Origin of the sequence: Chryseobacterium sp. VAUSW3 (assembly GCF_002205795.1) — a bacterium.
GTDB classification, from domain to species: domain Bacteria; phylum Bacteroidota; class Bacteroidia; order Flavobacteriales; family Weeksellaceae; genus Kaistella; species Kaistella yananensis.
The window spans coordinates 138,448-162,431 of sequence record NZ_NIUY01000001.1 but is presented as its reverse complement, the minus strand read 5'-3'; the positions used below and the strand labels follow the sequence as shown (position 1 = coordinate 162,431).

The 23,984-nt window shown below is 38.2% G+C and carries 23 protein-coding genes and 4 tRNA genes; 19 read left to right on the top strand and 8 right to left on the bottom strand.

All coding sequences use genetic code 11. The features are described 5' to 3' along the window. Position 1 precedes the first annotated feature (1 nt). Positions 2-727: an ABC transporter substrate-binding protein gene (locus CDW55_RS00770; RefSeq protein ID WP_088467837.1), complete on the top strand. Its 726-nt coding sequence runs from the start codon at positions 2-4 to the stop codon at positions 725-727. A gap of 48 nt (positions 728-775) precedes the next feature. Here the strand turns inward: CDW55_RS00770 and dapA are convergent, their stop codons facing one another. Beyond that, positions 776-1,648, bottom strand: coding sequence for a 4-hydroxy-tetrahydrodipicolinate synthase (dapA, locus tag CDW55_RS00765; protein WP_088467836.1), 873 nt, complete (start codon positions 1,646-1,648; stop codon positions 776-778). Positions 1,649-1,757: 109 nt separating this feature from the next. On the opposite strand from dapA, the gene CDW55_RS00760 reads away from it, so the two are divergent. Genes CDW55_RS00760 through recO form a run of 4 tightly spaced genes read left to right on the top strand, consistent with a single transcriptional unit; the run spans position 1,758 to position 6,452 of the window. Then, entirely contained in the window at positions 1,758-2,528 is a 771-nt protein-coding gene (locus tag CDW55_RS00760; RefSeq protein ID WP_088467835.1) for a 5'-nucleotidase C-terminal domain-containing protein, read from the top strand. Then, entirely contained in the window at positions 2,521-3,471 is a 951-nt protein-coding gene (locus CDW55_RS00755; RefSeq protein WP_088467834.1) for a bifunctional metallophosphatase/5'-nucleotidase, read from the top strand. Before CDW55_RS00760 ends, CDW55_RS00755 begins: the two co-directional genes overlap by 8 nt. A gap of 57 nt (positions 3,472-3,528) precedes the next feature. After that, complete coding sequence (locus CDW55_RS00750; RefSeq protein ID WP_088467833.1) at positions 3,529-5,763, top strand: T9SS type A sorting domain-containing protein; 2,235 nt, start codon at positions 3,529-3,531, stop codon at positions 5,761-5,763. Further along, on the top strand, positions 5,763-6,452 hold the full coding sequence (gene recO / locus CDW55_RS00745; protein ID WP_088467832.1) for a DNA repair protein RecO: 690 nt from the start codon (positions 5,763-5,765) through the stop codon (positions 6,450-6,452). The genes CDW55_RS00750 and recO overlap by 1 nt, the downstream gene beginning before the upstream one ends. A gap of 55 nt (positions 6,453-6,507) precedes the next feature. Here the strand turns inward: recO and CDW55_RS00740 are convergent, their stop codons facing one another. Then, positions 6,508-7,230 (bottom strand): hypothetical protein, encoded by a 723-nt coding sequence (locus CDW55_RS00740; RefSeq protein ID WP_088468650.1) that lies wholly within the window; start codon positions 7,228-7,230, stop codon positions 6,508-6,510. A 58-nt stretch (positions 7,231-7,288) separates the two neighbouring features. Here CDW55_RS00740 and CDW55_RS00735 point away from each other — a divergent pair, with 58 nt between their 5' ends. Then, the gene (locus tag CDW55_RS00735) at positions 7,289-7,726 is read left to right on the top strand and encodes an RNA-binding S4 domain-containing protein (RefSeq protein ID WP_088467831.1); all 438 of its coding nucleotides are present in this window, start codon (positions 7,289-7,291) and stop codon (positions 7,724-7,726) included. On the opposite strand, the gene CDW55_RS00730 is transcribed toward CDW55_RS00735, so the two are convergent. Next, complete coding sequence (locus CDW55_RS00730; protein WP_088467830.1) at positions 7,723-8,232, bottom strand: shikimate kinase; 510 nt, start codon at positions 8,230-8,232, stop codon at positions 7,723-7,725. The two genes, CDW55_RS00735 and CDW55_RS00730, sit on opposite strands and share 4 nt — an antisense overlap. Positions 8,233-8,358: 126 nt before the next feature. Between CDW55_RS00730 and CDW55_RS00725 the strand changes: the two genes are divergently transcribed. The 3 genes from CDW55_RS00725 (at position 8,359) to CDW55_RS00715 (ending at position 8,671) form a co-directional block, all read left to right on the top strand. Further along, positions 8,359-8,431 (top strand) — tRNA-Lys (locus tag CDW55_RS00725). Positions 8,432-8,468: 37 nt separating this feature from the next. Then, a tRNA-Leu gene (locus CDW55_RS00720) sits at positions 8,469-8,551 on the top strand. A 47-nt stretch (positions 8,552-8,598) separates the two neighbouring features. Then, positions 8,599-8,671 (top strand) — tRNA-Lys (locus CDW55_RS00715). A 93-nt stretch (positions 8,672-8,764) separates the two neighbouring features. Here the strand turns inward: CDW55_RS00715 and panC are convergent. After that, the gene (panC, locus tag CDW55_RS00710; protein ID WP_088467829.1) at positions 8,765-9,613 is read right to left on the bottom strand and encodes a pantoate--beta-alanine ligase; all 849 of its coding nucleotides are present in this window, start codon (positions 9,611-9,613) and stop codon (positions 8,765-8,767) included. Positions 9,614-9,809: 196 nt separating this feature from the next. On the opposite strand from panC, the gene CDW55_RS00705 reads away from it, so the two are divergent. The 8 genes from CDW55_RS00705 to CDW55_RS00670 all read left to right on the top strand — a co-directional run bounded on the left by CDW55_RS00705 (position 9,810) and on the right by CDW55_RS00670 (position 19,725). Next, on the top strand, positions 9,810-10,580 hold the full coding sequence (locus CDW55_RS00705) for a glycogen/starch synthase (protein WP_088468649.1): 771 nt from the start codon (positions 9,810-9,812) through the stop codon (positions 10,578-10,580). A gap of 15 nt (positions 10,581-10,595) precedes the next feature. Continuing rightward, the gene (locus CDW55_RS00700; RefSeq protein WP_088467828.1) at positions 10,596-12,143 is read left to right on the top strand and encodes a DUF4270 family protein; all 1,548 of its coding nucleotides are present in this window, start codon (positions 10,596-10,598) and stop codon (positions 12,141-12,143) included. 29 nt (positions 12,144-12,172) lie between these two features. Further along, positions 12,173-14,026 carry a glutamine--fructose-6-phosphate transaminase (isomerizing) gene (gene glmS / locus CDW55_RS00695; RefSeq protein WP_088467827.1) on the top strand — a complete coding sequence of 618 codons (1,854 nt, stop codon included), beginning with the start codon at positions 12,173-12,175 and terminating at the stop codon, positions 14,024-14,026. Positions 14,027-14,139: 113 nt separating this feature from the next. Beyond that, a complete protein-coding gene (gene gldK, locus CDW55_RS00690; protein WP_088467826.1) occupies positions 14,140-15,555 on the top strand; it encodes a gliding motility lipoprotein GldK in 1,416 nt (471 codons plus the stop codon). 53 nt (positions 15,556-15,608) lie between these two features. Next, positions 15,609-16,295 carry a gliding motility protein GldL gene (gene gldL / locus CDW55_RS00685; protein ID WP_088467825.1) on the top strand — a complete coding sequence of 229 codons (687 nt, stop codon included), beginning with the start codon at positions 15,609-15,611 and terminating at the stop codon, positions 16,293-16,295. A gap of 52 nt (positions 16,296-16,347) precedes the next feature. Continuing rightward, positions 16,348-17,658 (top strand): GldM family protein, encoded by a 1,311-nt coding sequence (locus CDW55_RS00680; protein ID WP_088467824.1) that lies wholly within the window; start codon positions 16,348-16,350, stop codon positions 17,656-17,658. A gap of 30 nt (positions 17,659-17,688) precedes the next feature. Continuing rightward, positions 17,689-18,621, top strand: a complete 933-nt coding sequence (gene gldN, locus CDW55_RS00675) for a gliding motility protein GldN (protein WP_088467823.1) — start codon at positions 17,689-17,691, stop codon at positions 18,619-18,621. A 72-nt stretch (positions 18,622-18,693) separates the two neighbouring features. Continuing rightward, positions 18,694-19,725 carry an NAD(P)/FAD-dependent oxidoreductase gene (locus CDW55_RS00670; RefSeq protein WP_088467822.1) on the top strand — a complete coding sequence of 344 codons (1,032 nt, stop codon included), beginning with the start codon at positions 18,694-18,696 and terminating at the stop codon, positions 19,723-19,725. 36 nt (positions 19,726-19,761) lie between these two features. Here CDW55_RS00670 and CDW55_RS00665 read toward each other — a convergent pair. Both CDW55_RS00665 and CDW55_RS00660 read right to left on the bottom strand, forming a co-directional pair. After that, positions 19,762-19,848: transfer RNA gene (locus tag CDW55_RS00665), tRNA-Ser, on the bottom strand. A gap of 66 nt (positions 19,849-19,914) precedes the next feature. After that, the gene (locus CDW55_RS00660; RefSeq protein ID WP_088467821.1) at positions 19,915-20,934 is read right to left on the bottom strand and encodes an asparaginase; all 1,020 of its coding nucleotides are present in this window, start codon (positions 20,932-20,934) and stop codon (positions 19,915-19,917) included. Between the two features lie 285 nt (positions 20,935-21,219). On the opposite strand from CDW55_RS00660, the gene CDW55_RS00655 reads away from it, so the two are divergent. Together CDW55_RS00655 and CDW55_RS00650 are read left to right on the top strand one after the other, a co-directional pair. Further along, a complete protein-coding gene (locus tag CDW55_RS00655) occupies positions 21,220-21,882 on the top strand; it encodes a TrmH family RNA methyltransferase (protein WP_088467820.1) in 663 nt (220 codons plus the stop codon). Beyond that, a complete protein-coding gene (locus CDW55_RS00650; protein WP_179285883.1) occupies positions 21,882-22,235 on the top strand; it encodes an SdpI family protein in 354 nt (117 codons plus the stop codon). Before CDW55_RS00655 ends, CDW55_RS00650 begins: the two co-directional genes overlap by 1 nt. 8 nt (positions 22,236-22,243) lie before the next feature. On the opposite strand, the gene CDW55_RS00645 is transcribed toward CDW55_RS00650, so the two are convergent. Both CDW55_RS00645 and tsaD read right to left on the bottom strand, forming a co-directional pair. Continuing rightward, positions 22,244-22,936: an RsmE family RNA methyltransferase gene (locus CDW55_RS00645; protein ID WP_088467818.1), complete on the bottom strand. Its 693-nt coding sequence runs from the start codon at positions 22,934-22,936 to the stop codon at positions 22,244-22,246. Between the two features lie 3 nt (positions 22,937-22,939). After that, positions 22,940-23,983 (bottom strand): tRNA (adenosine(37)-N6)-threonylcarbamoyltransferase complex transferase subunit TsaD, encoded by a 1,044-nt coding sequence (gene tsaD / locus CDW55_RS00640; RefSeq protein WP_088467817.1) that lies wholly within the window; start codon positions 23,981-23,983, stop codon positions 22,940-22,942. Position 23,984: the final 1 nt, after the last annotated feature.

Below are 23,984 nucleotides of genomic sequence, written 5' to 3'. Positions count from 1 at the left end.
TATGAAAATCATTTCACTGGTTCCGAGTATTACCGAAACCCTTTTTGATTTGGGTTTATCTGAAAATGAAATCATCGGAAGAACAAAATTCTGTATTCATCCTGCAAACCGGCTTAAAAATGTATCTGTGATTGGCGGCACGAAGAACCTTAATATTACAAAGATTAAGGCCCTGAAACCTGATCTGATCATCGCCAATAAAGAAGAGAATATAAAAGAAGATGTGGAAGAGCTTCAGAAATATTTTAAAGTTCTGGTGACCAATGTTTCTAATCTGGAAGATAATTATTACCTTCTAAAAACATTGGGAAATTTACTTGGCAAACAAGAAATCGCTCAGAAATTTAATTTGAAAATCTATGAAATTCTTGCTAAATTTTCCACTTTAGAAAAGAAAAAATGCGCCTATTTGATTTGGAAAAATCCTTATATGACCGTCGGCTTCGATACTTTTATCCATGATATTTTGGATAAAATAGGTTTTCAGAACATTTTTAGAGATCATAAAAGATATCCTGAAATTTCAGTGGAAGATTTGAAAACTGCGGATTATATTTTTCTTTCTTCGGAGCCGTTTCCGTTTCAGCAAAAACATGTTGAGGAACTCCTAAAAGAGCTTCCAGACGCCAAAATATTTTTGGTAGATGGTGAAGCATTTTCCTGGTACGGAACCCGACTTGCGAAGTGCGAAGGTTATTTTCAAAATTTGGTTGAAAAATGCCAATAAAAAAAGAACTTCAAAAAGAAGTCCTTCAATTTATTTTAGAGAATATGATTAAAATTTAGCCATTTCAGCTTTAATTTTGTCCTGCAAACCTGCGCTTGCTGCCACCAAGGGAAGTCTTAAATAATTTTTGATGATTCCTAATTCTGCCAAAACGGTTTTAATTCCTGCCGGATTTCCTTCTGCGAAAATCAAGCGTGTAATTTCTACCAGTTTGTTGTGGATTTCGTAAGCTTCTTTCACTTTTCCTTCAAAAGCCAGCTGAACCATTGTTGAGAATTCTTTCGGATAACCTTGTCCAATCACCGAAATTACACCGTTTCCGCCCGCTAGTGTTACAGGAAGCGTAAATTCGTCGTCACCGGAAACTAAATTGAAATTTGCAGGTTTCAGTCTCAAAATATCGAAATACTGCAGGATATTCGGTGTAGCTTCTTTAATCATGATTAAATTCGGGAATTCCTCAGCTAAACGAAGTGTGGTGGAAGCTTCAATGTTCTGTCCTGTCCGGGAAGGTACGTTGTAAATGATGATTTTTTTTCCCGTTTCGGCTAAAACTTTATAATGTTGGTAAAGCCCTTCCTGATTCGGTTTATTGTAGTAAGGAGAGACAGAAAGAACGGCATCGAATTCCGAAAGATCGGTTGCTTCGATTTGCTTTTTTACTTCCATTGTGTTGTTTCCACCAATTCCCAGAACAAGCGGAACGCGTTTATTATTAACCTTTATAATGTGGTTGATAACCTGGTTTTTTTCTTCGGACGAAAGCGTTGCCGCCTCTGCGGTAGTTCCCAAAACCACAAGATAGTTTGTTCCGTTTTCGATGTTGTAATCTACCAGTTTGGTAAGTGAATCGAAATCTACGGATAAATCTTCATTAAAAGGTGTAACCAAAGCAACACCAACTCCTTTTAAATTGCTCATTGTTGTATAATTATCAGTCAAAATTACAAAATTTAAAACAAGAATTTATGAAAAACAATCATAAGTTTATATTCATATCTTTATATTTGCAACACTAGATTTTATTTTCATGAAAATTAAATTCCTGCTTATAGCATCAGCGTTTTTGTCTTTTACAGCCTGCAAAACACCGCTGAATATTGCCAAAGTAAGCCCCGAAAAAAACATTTCACTTTCCAAAGATTTACCGGAAGCTCAAAATTTTAAAGATTTTATTGAGCCTTACAAACAGGAAGTGGAAGGTAAAATGAACACCAAAATTTCGCACACTGCGGTAGATCTCAACAAACAGGGCGATAACAGCAATCTGGGGAATCTTCTGGCAGATTATACTTTTGAAGGTGCTGATGACTGGGCGAAAAAAAACGGAATCCCGGCCGGTGTTGACGCCGCGGTGATTAATGTTGGCGGAATACGATCCAGCATTGGCGCAGGAGATATCCTTACCAAACATGTGTACGAAGTAATGCCTTTCGAAAACGAAGTGGTAATTGTAAAGATGAAAGGTTCGGATCTGCAGGGGCTTTTTGATTATTATCTGAAAACCCAGAAAAACAACCCCGTTTCTCATCTCTATATTGAAACTGATAATGACAAAGTTATCAAAGGCCTTGTAAAAGGAAAAGAAGTAATCGAGACGCAGGATTATTATATCGCAACTTCGGATTATTTGGCTTTGGGCGGTGATAATATGGCTTTTTTTGGAAAGGGAGAATTAATTTCTACAGGTTTAAGGCTTCGGGATTTGTTCTTAGAAAAATTTAAGGCAAACTCTGAAATCGTGGCGCCAAAAGATGTGCGTTTAAACTTTAAAAACAAAAAAAACAGAACCGATGGATAGAAAGAAATTTCTGAAAACGATAGGAGGTGGAACTTTGGCGCTCACCCTTGCTCCGAATCTGCTGCTGGCGGAAAACTTTAAATTTTTAGAGCAGAATTCAGACTACAAACTTACAATTCTTCATACCAATGACCAGCACAGCCGGATTGAGCCGTTTGATTCCAGCTACAGCCGAAATCCCAATCAGGGAGGTTTTGCAAGAAGGGCAGCTTTAATTCAGAAAATCCGCGGTGAAGAAAAAAATGTGCTTTTACTGGATTCCGGTGATATTTTTCAAGGAACACCGTATTTCAATTTTTTTGGCGGTGAACTGGAGTTTAAACTCATGTCGATGATGGGTTATGATGCCGCGACGATGGGCAATCATGATTTTGATAATGGTCTGGAGGGTTTTAAAAAAGTTCAGCCAAATGCTAAATTCCCGTTTCTGTGCTCCAACTACGATTTTAAAAATACCATTCTGGACGGGCATACATTACCGTACAAAATTTTTAATAAAAATGGAATAAAAGTCGGGATTTTCGGCGTCGGTATTGAACTTTCAGGTTTGGTTGGCAAAAAGAGCTATGGCGAAACCCTTTATCTGGATCCTGTGGAAACTGCACAGCATTATGCTACATTTTTGCGGAAAGAAAAAAAATGTGATATGATCATTTGCCTCTCGCACATCGGTTATGATTACAAAGATGATCCTAAGAAGATTTCAGATAAAATTCTGGCTGCAAAGACCGATGGTATTGATCTGATTTTGGGCGGACATACCCATACTTTTTTACCCGAACCACAGTCATTTATTAATAAATCCGGCAAGAATGTACTTGTAAATCAGGTAGGTTGGGCCGGACTGCTTTTAGGGAAAATTAATTTTTATTTCGACAAAAATAAGAATGTAAAAAATATTTCCTGGAATAACCAGGTTATTGATGAAAGCATTTTGGTTTAAGAAAATATAAAAATTCCGGAGAAATAAGCTCTTCAAAAATACAACACGAATTAACCGATGAAAAAAATATTACCGTTATTAATGCTCTTGTACGCTCTGGATATTTCTGCACAGGTAATTTCAAGCAGTAAGTGGAGCGATTTGTTTTCCTATAATAATGTTTTGGCGATCCGGGAAGATGGAAATAGACTGATCGCAGCTACAGAAAACGGGATATTTTTTTACACCCCCGCAAGCGGCGAACTTAGCAAACTTTCGAAAGCAAATGGTTTGCATGAAGTGAAGATTTCTGCTTTTGATTATAATCCACAAACCAAAATAGGTTTAGTAGGTTATCAAAATGGTTCGATGGACGTCATTACACCAGAAGGGATAACTTATGTAGTCGATATTCCGATTGCTACAGGATACGCCGGAGATAAAAAAATTAATCATATTTCGATTACAGGAAATTTGGCAGTAATTTCTGTGGGATATGGTGTTTCGATTTTTCGTTTAGACAGAAAAGAATTCGGTGACTCTGCCTTTTTCACCAGTGGAGGTGTGTACGAGGCCGCCCGCGAAGCTGTGATTAAAGATAATGTGGTGTACGCTGTTACCGCAACCGGTTTAAAATCGCACGAAATCAATGTAACCTTCCCCATCTATTCAACATGGAACACGATAGTGGGAGAAAGTTACAGCCATATCAGCAATGGAAGCGTTATTGCGTATTCTAATACAAATACAGTGAGATATGGTAACGGTACTACATTTTCAAATCTACCGAGGAGTTTTTCTAATATACAGGATGTTTTGGTAACCCCGGAACATATTGTGGTTACAGATATTTCGTCAGTTTCTCTTTTTAGCACTGCGGGAATTTTTATTAAATCCTATGATGCCGGTGAACTACTGAATTCTGCAATTTATGCAGATTCAAAAATTTATGCAGGAACGAGGGTTTCAGGAATAAAAAATGAAGCGGGAGACAGTTTAAAACCAGACGGACCATATAGCAATACCTCGTATAAAATCAATCTTCACGAAAACCAGATCGTAATTTCTACCGGAGGTCGGGATGCTTTTAATACACCAATTTACAGGAATTTAGGATATTATCACTTTAACGGAACGAGTTGGGTATATCCTGAACTGTTCAGAAACTCTACTGTTCCTTTCAATGTTTTGGATGCCGTGATCAATCCTTCAAAACCCACAGAAATCTTCTTCACTAATTATACTTTTCAAGATGGAAGCAAAGGGATTTACCGGATGGATGATAATCAGTTTGCAAAAATTTATGCAAACACCGGTGGTGCATACAACCGGGTTGTGGGCTGTGTTTTCGACGAAAATAATCAGCTCCTTATTTCACAGTGGAGTGCCAAGGGAAGTTCCGGGGAAATTGGATTTTATCACTATAATCCCACTACAGACCAGTTTGGCTTCGTTTCTTCTGTAACCGCAGGACTCGTGCAGAAGCCATTTGCAAAAGGAGGAATTTTATATATTCCGGCTCCTTTCTTTTCATCAGGTGGTTTACTGGTCTACGACTACAAAAATACACCTGCAGTTACAGGCGATGACCGTTTTAAAATCCTAAGAAAAAATAATAATTTACCTGCAGATGGAGTGGTGTCGGCGAATATTGATAAAAATGATGATATCTGGATTGGGACAAGAATAGGTCTCCGGATCATCAGTAATCCATCTTCATTTATAAGTGAAGAAAATCCGCAGACAGAACCCGTGATTATTGAAGAAAACGGTCTTGGTGAAGAACTGTTCCGCGACAGCAGCATTTTGCAGATCGAGGTAGATGCCGGAAACCAAAAATGGATTTCAATTGATGATGGCGGTGTTTTTTATCTGAGTTCAACCGGCGAACAGACGCTGATGCATTTTACAAAAGAAAATTCACCTCTCCCAAGTAACAGCGTGACCGATATAAAAGTTGACAATAAAACCGGAAAAGTATATTTTGTAACGCTCGATGGAGTGATGGTTTATCAGGGTGATGTTTTGAATGTAACAGAGGATTTCGGGGATGTATTGGTGTATCCGAATCCTGTGGTTTATTCCAAATATAAGGGCAATGTACGGATTAGAGGTTTGGCTGAAAAAACCAATATCCGCATTACAGATGCTGCCGGAAACCTTGTTCATCAGGCTATTTCCAGAGGAGGATATTACGAGTGGAATCTCAATAACCATCGGGGAGTTCGGGTAGCGTCCGGGATTTATTTTGTCCTGATGACCAATGCAGACGGAACCGATACTGCGACTGCAAAAATTGCTGTAGTAAATTAATGTTTACCCAAACCTGCTACTTACTTTCGTATGTGAAATATGGAGATAATGGTGCTGTGCTGCATTGTTTTTCGGCAGATACAGGCTACCAGAGTTTTTTTGCACGAGGCATTTATTCTTCAAAAAATAAAAAGAAACCTTATCTTCTTCCATTAAATCTTCTAAACATCACGGTCGCAAAACCCAATGCTCAAAAAGGAATTTCAACGGCATCAAAAATCGAACTTTCTGCCGGTATCCACGATTTTAATGATGTGAAGATCAACTCAGTCCTGTTTTTTACTGCAGATTTTCTTCATCAGATTTTAAGGGAAGAAGATCAGAATGACTTGGCTTTTAATGAAATAGAAGAGTTCAGGCATGAAATTGCCCTCAATAACCATAATTCGCATATATCGTTAATTTTTAATTTTTTAAAAATTTCTGGAATTGCACCGCTTTTTAAAGACGAAAAATATCTGGACCCCGAATCAGGAATTTTCAGAGACCAAATTTCGCATTCACTTTTTACTGAAGAAATTTCACAGCTTTGGAAGCATTTTTTAAGTGCGCCCCAAACGTACTCAATTAAGCTTCAGCGAGCAGAAAGAAATGCTTTTCTCGATTCGCTGATGGTTTATTATCACTTGCATTTTTCGGGATTCTATACCCCTAATTCTTTGGCTGTTTTGCGACAGATTTACGAATAACGGGATAAAAAAAAGTTCCTCATTTTTGAGGAACTTTATAATTTATGCTCAGATATTATCTTTCTGCATCAAAATGTGTTGTTTTGTAAATTTGGAAATTAAATACAAAACTCCTGTTTCTGTATGCAAGACCGGTATAATTGAAATGTACATCTCTTGCAAAAGCTGCTCTGGAAGGAACAATGATCACACCCTGAAGATTATAATTGCTGTCATCGGGCATATCAAATGCCTGGAATTTTTTAATCGCTTCCTGAAATCCTTCAATTTCATAATAACTTCTCTCTTTGGCAGCGGCAACTGTTGCACTTGTGAGAACAGATTTTTTTACGTAGAAATAAGAAGGATCTACTTCCGGAACCCCAGCACCGTCGATGGTATTTCTGAAGGTTGATGGTGATGTAAAAGTAACCTTATTATCGGTATTTGTAGCAACATAAGTTGTCGATTTACTCATTAATCTAAGCAAATCATATTGGCCGATATTTGTTCCAGTGGTTGGCTGTGCGCCGGGTCGCACGATGTAAATAACACCGGACGGCAATGTTACAGGGTTCAAATCTGCTAACTTTACGTTTACCGTATCTGTAGCAACAAAATCCTTTATATTTCCTTTCGCATCAAGGTAATGAGTATCCAGAAAGTGCTGTGCCGCCTGGTCATCATATGTATTCTGTGTTTCTATGCTTACTTCCTCTGTTGTCTCAGGATTATCATCGTTTCTGCAAGATATGATGGCTATAGATGCTAATGCGAGATATAAGAATGTTTTCTTCATTTTTAATATTATCATTAAATTGCTAAAATTTTCAATCCAGCAAAAGTATAAATAAAATATGAGAATCGATAAATTTTTATGGTGTGTGCGGTTTTACAAAACAAGAAGTATTGCGGCCGATGAAATCAAGAAAAACAGAGTTTCTGTAGGAAATAATGTGGTGAAATCATCCAAAGAGGTGAATCCGGGAGATGTGATAAAAATTCGCAAAAATCAAATCGATTATCAGATTAAGGTTCTTGAGATCCCGAAAAGCAGGTTAGGTGCGAAGTTGGTTCCGCTTCATATTGAAGACAAAACAGATAAAGAACAGTACGAAATCCTTAAACTACGTAAGCTTACCCAGGATTACTACCGAGGAAAAGGCGAGGGAAGACCTACGAAAAAAGACCGACGGGATATGGATGAATATGTAGCCGGAGATGCAAATTCCGAAATGGCTGATGATGACTGGGATTTATTTTTCAGTGATGTGAACGAAAATACTGAAGATTAAAACAACGCTGCAATTTCATCGGCAATCTGTTCTGGTTCTTTACCATCGGTATCTACAGTAAATTTTGCCTGTGAATAATAAACGTTTCTTTCAAAAAGATGTTTGGCGATAAATTCGGGGAGATCTTCATCGTTTTGCGAAGCAATAAGCGGTCTTTTCTGTTTCTGTTTTAAAAGTCTCTCAGCAAGTGTTTTTACAGAAGTTCGGAGGAAAATACTTTGCGTATGCTTATTGATAAGTTGCATATTGTTATAGTAAGCCGGTGTGCCGCCACCCAGACTTAAAATACAGTGTTCAGAAGTTGCTAAAATCTCTTCAAGTAATTCCCGTTCCTGCTTTCTAAAGTAGATTTCACCCTTTTTTTGAAAGATTTCGTGAATGGATAAATTATTTTTCAAAGAAATTTCTTTGTCGAGATCAATTAATTTTAAATGTAGCTTTTGGCTCAAAACTTTGGAAATGTGAGATTTACCACTTCCCATGTATCCTATGAGTGAAATAATCATTTTTGAATTTTGTACAAATTACTAAAAAAATTTTGAGATTTTAAAAAAAGGCCTATCTTTGCACCACTCAAAAAGGGAAAATAATTACAGACTTCGGTTTTTAATTATTCGTTTTAGAGAGTGGCCGACTCGGTAGCTCAGCTGGTAGAGCAATACACTTTTAATGTATGGGTCCTGGGTTCGAATCCCAGCCGGGTCACTAGCTAAAAATTCCGTAACTGTTACGGATTTTTTTTGCCTGCGTGGTGAAATTGGTAGACACGCCATCTTGAGGGGGTGGTTTCCTAAGGATGTGCTGGTTCGAGTCCAGTCGCAGGCACAAGTTAAATTTATTAGAAAGTAAATTTTATTGTTTACATTTTCTAAGACTCGGTAGCTCAGCTGGTAGAGCAATACACTTTTAATGTATGGGTCCTGGGTTCGAATCCCAGCCGGGTCACAATTTTACTCTTAGGAGTAAATTTTTTTCATATTAATATTTTGTGATTTGGTGATCAAAAGTCTTCCCTCAAGGAAGACTTTTGACGTTTTATTAATCCAAGTGCATATTGTCTATCAACCGTACGTCGCCAACAAATACGACGATGAATGCGCGGTAATTGCGGTCTTTATAAAAAAAGTCGGTTTCTTTCAGGGTGGCTTCGTCCGCAATTTCAAAATATTCTAAAACCATTCCCCGCTGATCTTCGAATATATCTCTAACCCTTTGGTAGATTTCAGAAACGGTGATGATCCGGAACCAGTCGTTTACTTTTACCAGTGTTTCATAAATAACTTTTGCGGCTTCGCATTGCTCATGATCTAATCTTTTGTTTCTGGAACTCATCGCGAGCCCGTTTTTTTCACGGTAGATCGGTACGCCATGGATTTTTATTGGTAAATTGAGTTTCTCAACAAGTTTTTTTATGATGGCGAGCTGTTGGTAATCTTTGTCTCCGAAGTAAGCGTTGTCGGGTTTTACCTGGCGGAAGAGTTCTTCTACCACAGTGCCAACACCATTGAAATGTCCCGGACGAAATTTGCCTTCCATTTCATTTTCTAAACCATCGAAGTTATATTCCTTGCTTTTAAGTCCTTCGGGATAAATATCAGTGACTTCAGGGATGTAAACAGCATCTACGAATGCGGATTTTTCCAGAATTTCTATGTCCTTTTCAATTGTGCGCGGATATTTTTCAAGATCTGATGCGTTGTTGAATTGCGTAGGGTTAACGAAGATCGAGGAGATTACCAGGTCGTTTTCTTTTCTTGCGGCTTCGTACAGAGAGATATGTCCATCATGTAATGCGCCCATAGTTGGAGCAAAACCCACTTTTTTACCCATCTCTTTCTGCCTTTCTATATAATCCAGAAGAGTTTTCTTTGTTTTAAAAATTTCCATAGTTTATTAATGTAATGGTAAAAATAGTTATTTCTGAGAAAAAATAATACACTTGTAAAGAAATGTTTTTTACGCATAAACAGAGCAAATTCAATTATAATTATTAAAATTTGTTAATTGAAAAATATTAGCTTAAAATTTCGTAATTTTGCCCGACAGAATATTCTGCTTGATAATTGAAGAAACGATAGATTTTATGCCGAACCAAAAAATATTATACGTCACTACAGAAATGTTTCCATACCAGGAAGACAGCAATATGGCCGCCATGGTTAACAAAATGTCGCTAAAGATGCACCAGGAAGGCAACGATGTACGCGTTTTTATGCCAAGATTTGGCCAGATCAGCGAACGGAAGTTTCAGCTCCATGAGGTCATCCGCCTTTCTGGGATGAACATCATTATTAATGATCTGGATCAACCGCTGATTATTAAAGTGGCTTCTCTGCCGGGCGAAAGACTTCAGGTTTATTTTATAGATAACGATGAGTATTTTAAGAGAAAGCAGTTTTATGCAGACGATGAAGGAAATTATTTTCCTGATAATGATGAACGTGCGATTTTCTTTGCCAGAGGCGTAATTGAAACCATCAAAAAGCTCAACTGGGTTCCGGATGTAATTCATCTTAACGGCTGGATGGCTTCTTTCATCCCGGTTTATCTAAAAACTTTTTATAAGAACGATTCTTATTTTAAAGATTCAAAGCTTGTACTTTCTGTTTATAACGAAGAAGATGCAGCGCTTTCACCCACTGTAGAACAAAAATTGAATTTCGACAATATTACTTCACTAAAAGCGTTTAAGAAACCTAGTTTTCAGCAGTTCGTTATCGAAAGCATGGATATGGTAGATGTCGTGGTAAAAGGTGATGAATTTCTGCAGGATGAACTTGATGCGGCCTTCAATAAGACAAAAACTGCAAAATCTGAATATTTAGACGCTGAATCAATCGCAAAATTATACTAATCAATTTAAAATTTAATGACAAAAGATATTAAGAAATTCTTCAATATTACAGCTTCGCTGGTAATTGGAAGTTTAATTTTATGGAATTGTGAACCCGATGCAGATCAACTGGGTTCACAGTTTTTTCAGAACGGAGCTCAGGGGATAGATTCAACATATAGCGTAATTGCTTATAGCGTAAATAATAACGACACCATACGTACAGATGCGACAAGACTCCAAAGCGCTACTTTAGGAGCTTTCAACGAGCCGCAGTTCGGTCTTCAGAAATCAGCTTACGTTTCGCAGGTCAGACTTTCTTCTTACAGCCCGGATTTTGGGACAAACGCCGTTCTGGATTCAGCTGTTTTGGTTATTAAGCCGGCTTATGCTTCAGATTCTGCTACCACTACAACTGCAGATGATTATATTTATCCGGTGGGAGCAGTGCCTGCAAAAAAGGTGGTTGTGACTTATCCGGTGACCAAATACGGCAAAACCAAAATCGATGGTAAAACATTATTTAATATAAAAGTTAATGAAGTTAACGACTTTTTAGGCTCTAATACCGATAAGATTTTTTCAAACAAAGCTGTTACGACCGGGAATTTATTGGCAAATAAGGTTTTCAACGGTACGATTAACTCTATTAAAATTACAAAAGATTCAGATAATTCAGATCTTTATATACGCGAGGCTTCCCTTAGAATTGCTTTAGACAGTGCTTTTTTTCAGAATAAAATTATTGCCAAAGCTTCTTCACCTGAACTTGCCGACGCTGCGTCTTTCATCAGGTATTTTAAAGGATTGAAATTATCTGTGGAACAAAACGACGGATATATTTTCAATTTCGATCCCAACAGTGTTGTGATTAATCTTTATTATAAGAAGGATAAAGTTGAAAACGGCACCACAACAAGAGAAGAAGGTGTGTTTCCTCTTGATTTAGGCTCTGCGAACACCCACTTTAACCAAATTACCTATGACAGGACAAATGCTCCTGCAGCATCTGTCGCTGCGGTTCAGGACACCATCAGCGGAATGCTTAAAGTATATGCCCAGGGAATGGGAGGTCCGGGAATAGGAATTAAAATCCCGGAGACTACGATTGCAAGCATTAAGGATTTATATAACAATGATAAAGCAGGAATTATTTCAGCAAAATTAAGGCTTTACACCGATGTAGCGAGCTGGAGCAATAATTACCAGAAACCTTCTTATTTTGTAGTAAAACAAAAAGATCTTAACACCTATCTTGAGGATATGAGCACGCTTGCCTATACTGGAGTTTATAATCTAGTGAAGGCTTATGATCTAGATAAAAATCCGGCTAAGTACGAGATTGGTATTACGCAAACTTTGAAAAATATTGTCGAGAAAGAAGCTAAGTCCCGCCATTTCATCCTGAACGTAGGTAATTATACCTATGACCAAACCGGTGCTTTGTTGGGTTCGTTTTATGCAGATCTTGGAGCGCAGAACTTCAATACGAGGTCTTATACACCTCACAGAGCTGTATTCGTAGGAACAGATCCTGGTAATGCAAGAAGTGCGCAGCTCATTATTACTTACGGAAAAAAATAGATTAAGAATTTAAATAAAAATATAATTATATGTGTGGTATTGTAGGATACACCGGTTTTCAGGATGCATATGAAGTGGTAATCAACGGTCTTCGCCGTTTAGAATACCGCGGATACGACAGTGCAGGAATTGTACTCGACAGTGAAAACTCAGATTTTGCTGTAGCTAAAACCAAAGGCAAGGTTGATGATTTAGTTGCCATTTCCAAAGATCTTTCCGGCAAGGCAAATGTAGGAATGGGTCATACAAGATGGGCAACCCATGGCGTGCCGAGTGACAGAAATTCGCATCCGCATGTTTCAAATAACGGCAAAATAGCATTAGTTCATAATGGGATTATCGAAAATTACGATACCATTAAAATTATGCTTACCGATAAAGGCTTCACTTTTCAGTCAGAAACCGATACCGAAATTTTGGTAAACCTGATCCAGTATTTTATGGATACCAATTCGGAAATCGATTTTCCTACGGCAGTACGTTTCGCTTTGAATGAAGTTTATGGTGCCTATGCAATCACGGTAATGCACGATGATTTCCCAGGTGTACTTGTAGTAGCAAGATTAGGTTCTCCGTTGGCGATTGGTCTTGGCGAAAAAGAATATTTTATTGCTTCAGATGCTTCACCTTTCGTCGAATTTACCAAGGAAGCTGTTTATCTCGAAGAAGGGCATATGGCAACAATCTCTTTGGAAAAAGGAGTTGACATTAGAAACATTAAAGACAATGAAAAAGTTATCCCTGAAGTTCAGGAACTAAAATTAAGTCTGGAGCAAATTGAGAAAGGTGGATACGAGCATTTTATGCTTAAAGAAATTTTCGAACAGCCTAAATCAATTCATGATACTTTAAGAGGAAGATTACTTGTTGATGAAGGCATTATTAAGATGGCCGGAATCTGGGATCATCTTGACAGAATCAGCCAGGCACAGAAAATTACGATTATTGCGTGCGGTACTTCTTGGCATGCAGGTTTAATTGGTGAATATTTAATAGAGGAGTTTGCAAGGATTCCGGTAGAGGTAGAATACGCATCAGAATTCCGTTACAGAAATCCAATTATCTCCGAAAAAGATGTGGTTATTGCAATTTCCCAGTCCGGTGAAACGGCAGATACCATGGCAGCCATTAAAATGGCGAGAGAAAAAGGAGCTTTCATTTACGGAATCTGTAATGTAGTAGATTCTTCAATCGCAAGAATTACCGATGCAGGATCTTATACTCATGCTGGACCTGAAATTGGTGTGGCTTCTACAAAAGCATTCACAGCCCAGCTTACCATACTTTCGCTTATCGCTTTGAAATTAGGTAAACATAATGGTCATCTCAGCAACCAGGAATTCATGAAACTTATTACTGAGCTGGATGCTATTCCGAAAAAAGTTGAAGAAGTCCTTGAATCTACCAATGAAATTACCCAGAATATTGCTAAGAATTTTGTTGACGCACAAAACTTCCTTTATTTAGGAAGAGGATACAATTTTCCGGCAGCGTTGGAAGGTGCTCTGAAGCTTAAGGAAATCTCTTACATTCATGCGGAGGGATATCCGGCTGCTGAAATGAAACACGGACCAATTGCACTGATCGACGAGAACATGCCGATTGTGATCATTGCACCAAAACAGGGACATTATGATAAAATTGTAAGCAACGTACAGGAAATTAAGGCACGAAAAGGGAAAGTAATCGCGGTAGTTAACAAAGGAGATACACAGGTAGCTTCCATGGCAGACTATGTTATCGAGTTTCCCGAAACTTCAGAATGTTTCTCTCCAATTATTGCGTCAGTTCCATTACAGTTACTGGCTTACTACATTGCTGTTTACAGGGGAGCAAATGTTGATCAGCCGAGAAATCTTGCAAAATCTGTGACTGTAGAGTAAAATAAATGTTAATTTTTGTAAAATAATCCAAGCAATTTTACGTTCTGCAAAAAAAATCATAATTGTTTTCTAAAAAATTATATATATTTACCGCTTAATTTCTAAAAAATAGCATGAAAAGAATATTTCTTATATTAATATCAGCATCTGTAGTAATCTCTTGTTCCAAAGGTGGTGGTGCCTCTGCAGGTAAGCCCGGAATGAAAGGAGAACTTGTCCCAAAGGGAAAATCTAAATCTTTTGTAGCCGAAAGACCTTACGGGATGGTAGCGGTGCCGGCAGGTTCCTATGTGATGGGTATGGCTGATCAGGACTTTACTAATACTCCGGAAAAAGCAACTCTTAAAACAGTTACCGTTTCTTCATTTTTTATGGATGAAACAGAAATTACCAATGCGGAATATCGTGTTTTCATTAATTATGTAAGAGACTCAATTGCTCGTTCTCTTCTAGCAGAAGCTGCTGGGGAAGGTGGTTCCGGTGGTGACGGAACGTCGATCGCAGATTTTGCCTATGCTTCAAAAAAAGCAGCTGACGAGAAGAATGCTTATCAGGAATTTATGGAATCTCAGGGCGGGAGAGAAGGTTATGATGAATCTAAAAAACTCGACTGGTCTGTGCCTCTCCGTTGGAAAACTTCTGATTATCCGGATGCACAGTATGCAGAGATTCTGGAATCTATGTATCTTCCACCAGCTGAAAGAATTAATAATGAAAGAATTTTAGATAGTAGAAAACTTCTTTATGCTTACACCTGGGAAGATATAGAATCAGCGGTTAAAGATAAATCGAGAGGTGCAAATTATCTTAAGAAAGAAAGTATTGCTGTATATCCGGACACTACTGTTTGGATCAAAGATTTCAACTACGCTTACAACGAACCTTTATATGATGGATATTTCTGGCACAGTGCTTACAAAAACTATCCTGTTGTTGGGGTAACTTGGGATCAAGCAAGAGCATTCTGTGACTTCAGATCAAAACTGAAATCTGATTATAATGAAGCACTGAAAAAGAAAAAACAAAAGCCAATGGCCTTCCGTCTTCCTACAGAAGCGGAATGGGAGTACGCCGCGAGAGGAGGTAGAGAAAATGCAACATATCCGTGGGGTGGTCCGTACCTTCAGGATGACAGAGGATGTTACCTCGCCAACTTTAAACCAAAACGTGGTAATTATATAGAAGACGAGAAAAAAGGAACCTATACTTATACAGCACCTGTAAAACAGTTCCAGAAGAATGGTTTTGGTCTTTATGACATGGCTGGTAACGTAGCAGAATGGACCGAGTCTCCTTACAACAATTCAACGTATCAGTTTGCTTCAACTTTAAATCCTTATTTATCAAATGAAGCTTACAAAGAGCCAAGAAAATCTGTACGTGGCGGTTCCTGGAAAGATGTAGGATACCTCCTGATGACGGGCGCCAGAGATTACGAAAGAAAAGATTCGGCGAGAAGTTATATTGGCTTCAGAACGGTTCAGGATATTCCGGAGGGAACTGCAAAATTCAAGAAAAGAACAAACTAAATTCAGCGATAAAAAAACTAAACAAATAATTAACTACTAAAAATTCAACTGACATGTTTAAGACTAAAGAAGCTATTTATAATTTTATTTACTCCATAGGAGCTGCAATCGTAATTTTTGGTGCACTATTTAAAATCACGCACTGGAGTTTAGGCCCACTTTCCGGGAATACTCTATTGGCAATAGGACTGATTACGGAAGCGATTATCTTTATTATTTTCGCATTCGATCCACCGAAAACTGAAGAATCTTACGCGTGGGAAAATGTATATCCTGAATTGTTAGACAAAGATGCAAACCCAAACCCTAAACACTCTACATTAGGCATTCAATCTGCAGAAGTTAAAGAATTGGAAGTTTCTCTATCCGATAAATTAGATCAAATGCTTGCTGATGCAAAATTAGATGTAAACTTATTCGAAAGATTAAGAACCGGTATTGATAAGTTTTCAAGCTCAGTTGATCAGATCAATCAAACTGTTGATGTTACCACTTCTACGCAGAAGTATAACGATCAGTTAACTTTAGCTGCAAGTCATTTGGAAAGCATGAACGCTTTATATGCACTTCAGTTAGAGCATGGTAAAACACAAACTGAGTACAGCAAAAAATATGTTGAAGATATGCAGAAATCTGCAGCACATTCAGAAAAATTCAATGAAGAATTAACAGGATTAACAGCAAACCTTAATAGTCTTAACAGAGTTTACGGCGGCATGCTTAGTGCAATGAAATCATAGTTTTCTAACCATTTATAATTAAAATTTAAGATTATTAACAAAATTTACTAAAATGGCACAAGGAAAACAGACCCCTCGTCAGAAGATGATTAACCTGATGTACCTGGTCTTTATTGCAATGCTTGCACTGCAGATCGATCAGGAAATCGTGAGATCATTTTATGATACACAGGTTTCACTTACCGAAACCCGTAAATTAACAGATGCAAAAAACCAGTTATTTGAATATAATCTCTCGGAAAAAGCACAAATTTCACCTGAAGATAAAGCATCTTACGACAATTACATGCAGCTTAAGCAGCTCGGCGACGATCTCATTGGTGATATCGAAGGTAAAAAACAGAAAATGATCACACTCTCCGGCTTTAAGTATAGTGAAACAGATTTTGATTACAACACTTTAAACAGTGCAGATCCTGCTACCTCTCTTTTTTTCCAGGGAGGGGAAGAGTCTAAACCTTCAGCCGAAGCAAAATCAATGATGTCAAAGATTGATGTACTTCGAAATTTTATTGTTCAGAAATTTGAGGGAGAAGAAAATTTCCAGAACGTAGTAGCACGCGCTAAGCAGAATATCATTACAGAATATCCAAAGAAGAAGAACGGCAAATCATGGCTGGTTCACAAGTTCTACAACCAACCTATGGTAGCTGCACTGGCAAATTTAGAAGTATTGGAAACCGAGATACGAAACATCCAGTCAGACGTTTTATCCGTTTATCTACAGGGGAAAAGTGTCATGGCTGATCCTAACGCAACTCTGGTAACTGATACGCCTAAAACAGTTCCTCCGATGATTTCCAATTCTACTCATCAGGAAGATAAAAAAGAAGATTTTACCGCAACAATTACCTCTGGAACTGTATTATATCAGGGCTTCCCGAACCCGGTTAATGTTGACGGTGCAACTTCCTCAACTTCCATTTCGGCATCAGGTGCTACGGTATCAGGTGGCGGTGGGAAATGGACAGTAACTCCTGGTCCGGTGGATGAGGTAACCCTTACAGTGGGAGGTAAATCAACCAAATATATGGTTAAGAAATTACCGCCAGTGGTAGGAACAGTTAGAGGCAAAAGTGCAGTAGCAATGCCTGCAACGTCTATCAAAAATCAAACTGTAGCGGTAGATATGCCAGGATTTGTATATCCTGTAAGTTTTGCGGTAAACGGTTTTAAAGTGAAAGTTCCAAATAAACCATCGGTATCGGTAACAGGTAATTCTTTAGCTGAAGTGGCTAACTTATTTACGAACCTGAGAGCTGGTGATAAAGTGACCATCCACGACATCGAGGTTACTGCAACCGGAATGGGGAACAGTATTCCGAAAACGCCAAGCAACGTTACAATAAATGTGACGAATTAATATGAGATAAAATTAAATTCATCTACCATAATGAAAAAGTTAATAGTAAGTATATTCCTCGCATCAGTAGGTTTCTCGCAGGCACAAACCATTCTTAATTCGAAGTCTCCCGAAGAGTTCCGGCAACTGCGCGAAGAAAATAAGATGATGAAAGGAGACAGCATCATCTCCAAAGAAGTGGTACCGCTTTCTTACGGGTATATCGATGAGAAAGACGTGCTGAAAAGTATCGTGGTTTGGGAAATCATTGATATGAATGATAAACTCAACCAGCAATTATACCATAATTCCGACGGTCTCGTTACACAGAACAAGTCGCTTTTCCAAATTTTAATAGATGGAATTAACTCAGGTAAAATCAGCGAAGTGTATGATGACGAATATTTTACCACACGATTAGAGCCGGAAGAAATCAAGAAGAGAACCAGTAAATTAGTAATTTCTGATGATCTGATTGATAAAATTAATTCCGGAGCTAAAGTGACAGAAGCAGATAGAGCAGCCGGTACAGACGTGTACGAAACCAAGTCCGAGGATGTGAAACTCCTCAAGATTAAGGGAATGTGGTATATTGACAAAAGAGATTCCCAAATGAAATACCGCTTGCTGGGAATCGCGGCAATGGGGAAAGATCCACAGACAATGGGCGTAATTGGTGGTGATGGAGAACTGGTGGATTCTGGTGACGACTATATCGACTTATTTTGGGTATATTACCCAAATGTACGGCCACTTTTGGCTAATTACGTCGTATTCAACGGTAAAAACCTTTCCTCGGATATTACTTATGATGATGTGATGAATGCAAGGAGATTTTCGTCGATTATCTACAAATCTGACAATGGTTTAGGAAACGGTGTAATCAAAGATTATATCCCACGTGATGCTGATGCACAGCTTGAAGAGAGCGAGCGAATCAAAGCACAGATTCTTCAGATGGAAAATGATATGTGGAATTACTAATCATTTCCTTTGAATATATACTAAAACCTGAGTACTTTTACTCAGGTTTTTTTTTAACCAAATTTCTAAAGAATGAAAAATGTAGATTATATCATAGTTGGAGGCGGATATGCAGGATTTTTTTTCGCCCATCAGTTAATACAGAACAATAAAAGTTTCCTCATTTTTTCTGAAAACGGTAAAAGTGCGTCTCAGGTTTCTGCAGGCATCGTGAATCCTGTTGTTTTAAAGAAATTTACCACCTTTTGGCTTGCTCAAGAACAGATCAGTTTTCTGAAAGGTACATTAAACGAAATTGAAAAATATACTGGTAAAAACTACTTAATCAACGAAAATATTCACCGGATTTTTCACGATAAAAAAGAGCAGGAACTCTGGCTATCAAAATCTGAAACAGAACAACTGGAGCCTTTCTTAAACCCAGAATTTAAGAATCTGGAGACTGTTCTGAACCCGTTTGCGGCTGGATCTGTAAATTTATCTGCGAGGCTTAATGTGGAAGAATTTTTTAATGATTTTAAAGCTTTTCTCAAGGAAAATAATCATCTAAGAGAACAACATTTTGATTATTCAATAATTACTGATAATTCATATGAACAAATCAGTTTTAAACATATTGTTTTTTGTGAAGGTATAGGAGTGAAAAATAATCCATTTTTTTCCGAAATTCCTGTAATGGCAAACAAAGGGCATCACTTGAAAGTGCAGCTATCAAAACCACTCACAAACTCATTTACGCTGAAGAAAAAACATTTTCTTTTTCCTTTAAACGGAGATAATTATTATTACGGTGGAACTTACGACCCCAACGAAAGGACGAACGAAATTGATGATTTCGCAAAGCAGCAGCTAATAGAAGGACTTTCGGAATTCTATCCTCACGACTTCGAAATTAATGAAGTAAACTTTGGGTTCCGCCCCACCGTAAGAGACCGAAGACCAATTTTGGGAAGTTATCCCGAACATCCCAATTTCTACGTTTTCAATGGCTTGGGCGCACGTGGAATTTTAAACGGATGTTTCTTTTCAAAAGAATTATATGAACATATTGAAAATCAAAAACCTTTAATGCCTGAAGTAGATTTAAAGAGGTTTAGTAAATAAAAAAATCTCTGAAGAAAACTTCAGAGATTTTTTTTGCAGAGAGGAAGGGATTCGAACCCTCGATACAGTTACCCGTATACTAGCTTTCCAGGCTAGCTCCTTCAACCACTCGGACACCTCTCTAATTGAAGACTGCAAAAATAGAATATTTAATCGAGAACTGAAAATTGAAACTCATTTTTTTGAAGTTTAATTCACAGAAACTTCACCACAGATATTTCTGGAGAATATTTCGGCAAAATTACCCTCCAATTTTGGGTTGTCCAGCAAATGCATTGCTTTGGTAATGGCACTTTCAGCAGTCATGTCATGCCCGCTGATGGCCCCTATTTTAGTAAAAATATTAGAATTCGAGTACTTGCCAAAACTTATTCCACCCGAAACACATTGCGATACCACCACAATTTCGGTTCCCCGGTCGCGAAGCAGCTGTAGCGTCTGTTGTGTTTTCTCGGTATTAAAAATCGTTCCGGAGCCAAAAACCTGCAGAATCAGTACTTTCATTTTTGGCATTTGTAACAAATGCTCAAGATGCATTCCGGGAAAAATCCTCCAGAACAGTACATCCGTTGAGATGTGGTTATCAACGCTGAAATTTTCTTTGGTTTCAGAACGCCACAGGAAATCTTTCTCGATATTCAAATGAACGCCCGATTGTCCCAAAACAGGATAGTTTGGCGTTTGGTAAGCATCAAAATATTCCGCAGAATATTTCAAGGTTCTGTTTCCCCGCAGCAGTTTATATTCAAAATAAATGGTAACTTCCTGTATTACCGCTTCGTTGTTTTCGTAAAGACTTGCATAATAAAGACTTGTGAGGAGATTTTCTTTCGCATCAGTTCGTAAGTCACCAATTGGTAGCTGCGATCCTGTAAGCACAACGGGTTTTCGGAGATTTTTCAGCATAAAACTCAGAGCAGAAGCCGTATAAGACATGGTGTCGGTGCCGTGAAGAATCAAAAATCCGTCGTAATGATCGTAATTTTTACCGATATAGTTCGCGATAATTTTCCACTCCTGGGGCCCCATATCCGATGAATCCAGTGGTTTTTTGAAAGGATGCACAGAAACTTCACATTCAATAAGTTTCATTTCCGGAAGTTTTTGAAAGATATTTCCGAAGTCGAAAGCCCGCAGGCTGCCTGTTTCATAATCTTTTTCCATGCCGATGGTTCCACCGGTGTAGATCAGGAGTACTTTTCTTTTCATAGCTTCAAAAATACATCTTTTCACGCTAATTTCTTTTGTTTAAAAGTTTGTTTCAGAACGAGGGCATTGAAATTTAATTTTTTTTGGGCGCCAGTTTCCGTCTTCCACTCCCGCTTTTTTGCTCCGCTTCGCTACACAAAAAGAGCTCCGTTCAAGCCGGGGCGCGGTAAAGTTTTTAAAAATCATTCGAGTTACAAATTATTCAAAATTTATTAATTGCACCTTTCAACACTTTTTGGCGCTCGCTTCGCTCGCGCCTCCTACAAAAATCCTTATTTTTGAAATATGAATCATCAGCATACCTTCAACTATCTCAAACAATTTTTAACCGATGAAAGACTCAAAAAAATCGAACATTTCGCGCCGGAAAGTTCAGATTTTGTATTGCCGGTAATGGAAGATATTTTTCAGTTCCGCAATGCCGCTGCGATTGTAAGGTCGGTAGAAGCGTGCGGATTTCATAAGATTGTAGCGATGGAAAGCGAGAACGAATTCAATCCGAATCTTCGCGTGACCAAAGGAGCTGAAACCTGGGTGGAAGTTGAAAAACTTCCGCATAACCTGGAGAGTTTGATGGAAATAAAAAACCGTGGTTACAAAATTCTGGCGGTTTCACCCGAAAAAAATGCGACGATGCTTCCGGATTACGAGGTCAAAGAACCTGTAGCGTTGGTCTTCGGGACGGAAAAAGAAGGCGTTACGGAAGAAATTCTGGAATTTGCTGATGAAACGTTAGCAATTCCCATGTATGGATTTACCCGGAGTTTTAATGTTTCGGTTGCTGCCGCAATTTGTTTTTATGAACTGAAGCAGAAACTGATTAAATCCGGACTCGACTACAAACTTTCTGAAGAGAAAATTTGGAAGATGAAAGTAAGATGGGCGGTGAATTCTATTCCCAGCGGTCCGCAGATTTTAGCGAAATATTTAAAAGAACAGAAAATATAATGAATCAGCTTTTTGACGATCCGTTTTTCAATATAACGGCACTTGTAGGAGGAGTTTTTGTAGTCGCAGGATTTATTATGTTGAAATTTCCACCAAAGAAAATAAATTATCTATACGGCTATAGAACAAGTGCTTCTATGAAAAATCAGGATCAGTGGGATTTCGCGCAGAGCTATGCAGCCAAGGAAATGATGTTAACCGGAATTGTATTAGCAACAAGCGGCCTGCTTACATTAATTACAGATTTTGCAACTTCCGTAAAGCTTCTGGTTGGTCTGGCAATGGTTGGTTTGGCAGTTATAGTTCTTCTGGTTAGAGTTGAAAAGGCGATTAAGAAACGTTTTCCCGTGTAATAAACTTTTTACATCATCTTAAAATAATTCCACGCCGCGACAAAAACACCGGCTGTTTCCGTTCGCAGTCTTTGACTTCCCAGCGAAACTGCTTTAATTCCGCGTTCTGCCAAAAGTTGGATTTCTTTATCGGAGAAATCACCTTCAGGACCAATTAAAAAAGTGATATTTTTTTCTGGGGTAATTTCTTTTATATCAATTCTTTCCAGATTTTCATTACAGTGTGCGACAAATGTTGTTTGCGGATCCAATGTTTTTATGAAATCGGAGAATTTTACCAACTCATTAACCACCGGGAAATGAAATCTCAGACTTTGTTTCGACGCAGCGATACTCTGCTTTCTGAGTTTATCGATGTTGAGGATTTTCCGTTCCGTTTTTTCGGTTTGAATTAAGGTGACTTCAGAAATTCCCATTTCGGTGGCTTTTTCCAGAAAGAATTCAATTCTGTCGATGTTTTTGGTAGGCGCAATTGCGATATGAAGTTTCGGCGAAAAATCCGGAAGATTTTCTTGGATTACTTTCGCGTTTAATGAAACTTTTTTGCCTTCAAATACCAGATTTCCTTTGGCGAGATTTCCTTTTCCGTCGGTTACGAAAATTTCTTCGCCTTCACGCATACGGAGGACTTTTGAGATGTGCGTTTGTTCCTCGCCGTTAATTTTTACTTCCGGTAATATTTCTCCAAAAAATAATTTCATATCCTAATCATTTTTCTGGCGGAAACCTTCTTCAATATCATATCTTGCAGTAGCAGAAACCGAAAGGTCAGCAAATTCACCTCGGTCGAATTTCAGTTTGGCAACCATAGCGATCATTGCTGCGTTGTCTGTGGTGTATTCGAATTTTGGGATGTAAATATTCCATCCCAGTTTTTCGGCGTTTTGCTGCATTGCTTCCCGAAGTCCGGAATTTGCTGAAACGCCACCTGCGATTGCCACTTCGTTGATATTTAATTCTTTTGAAGCTTTTTCAAGTTTATCCATTAAAATTTCAACAATAGATTTCTGTACAGAAGCGCACAGATCTGCGAGATTTTCTTTAATAAATTCCGGATTTTTTTTCACTTCTTTCTGAATAAAATAAAGTACAGACGTTTTTATACCGCTGAAAGAATAATCGTATTGCTCAAGTTTCGGTTTATTAAATTTAAATGAATTTTTATCACCTGTTTTCGCAAGCCGGTCAACAATAGGTCCAGCCGGATAATCAAGATTTAATATTTTTCCGATTTTGTCGAATGCTTCTCCTGCAGCATCATCAATTGTTTTTCCGATAATTTCCATATCGAAATAGTCTTTCACGAGGACAATCATGGTGTGCCCACCGGAGACGGTGAGGCACAGAAAAGGAAATTTCGGGGGCATAATATTTGCATCGTCGATGAAGTGCGCCAGAATGTGTGCCTGAAGGTGATTAACTTCAATCAAAGGGACATTTAAACTCATCGCAAGTGATTTGGCGAAAGATGTACCTACGAGCAACGAGCCGAGAAGTCCGGGGCCGCGCGTAAATCCCACGGCAGAAATATCTTTTTGTTGTATATTTGCTTTGGACAGTGATTTTTCAACCACGGGAATAATATTTTGCTGGTGCGCACGTGAAGCCAGTTCCGGAACCACACCGCCATAATCGTTGTGAATTTCCTGATTAGCTGCAATGTTTGAAAGGATTTTATTCCCCTGAATAATTGCTGCTGAAGTATCGTCGCAGGACGATTCTATCCCTAAAATTATTGAGTCGCTCATA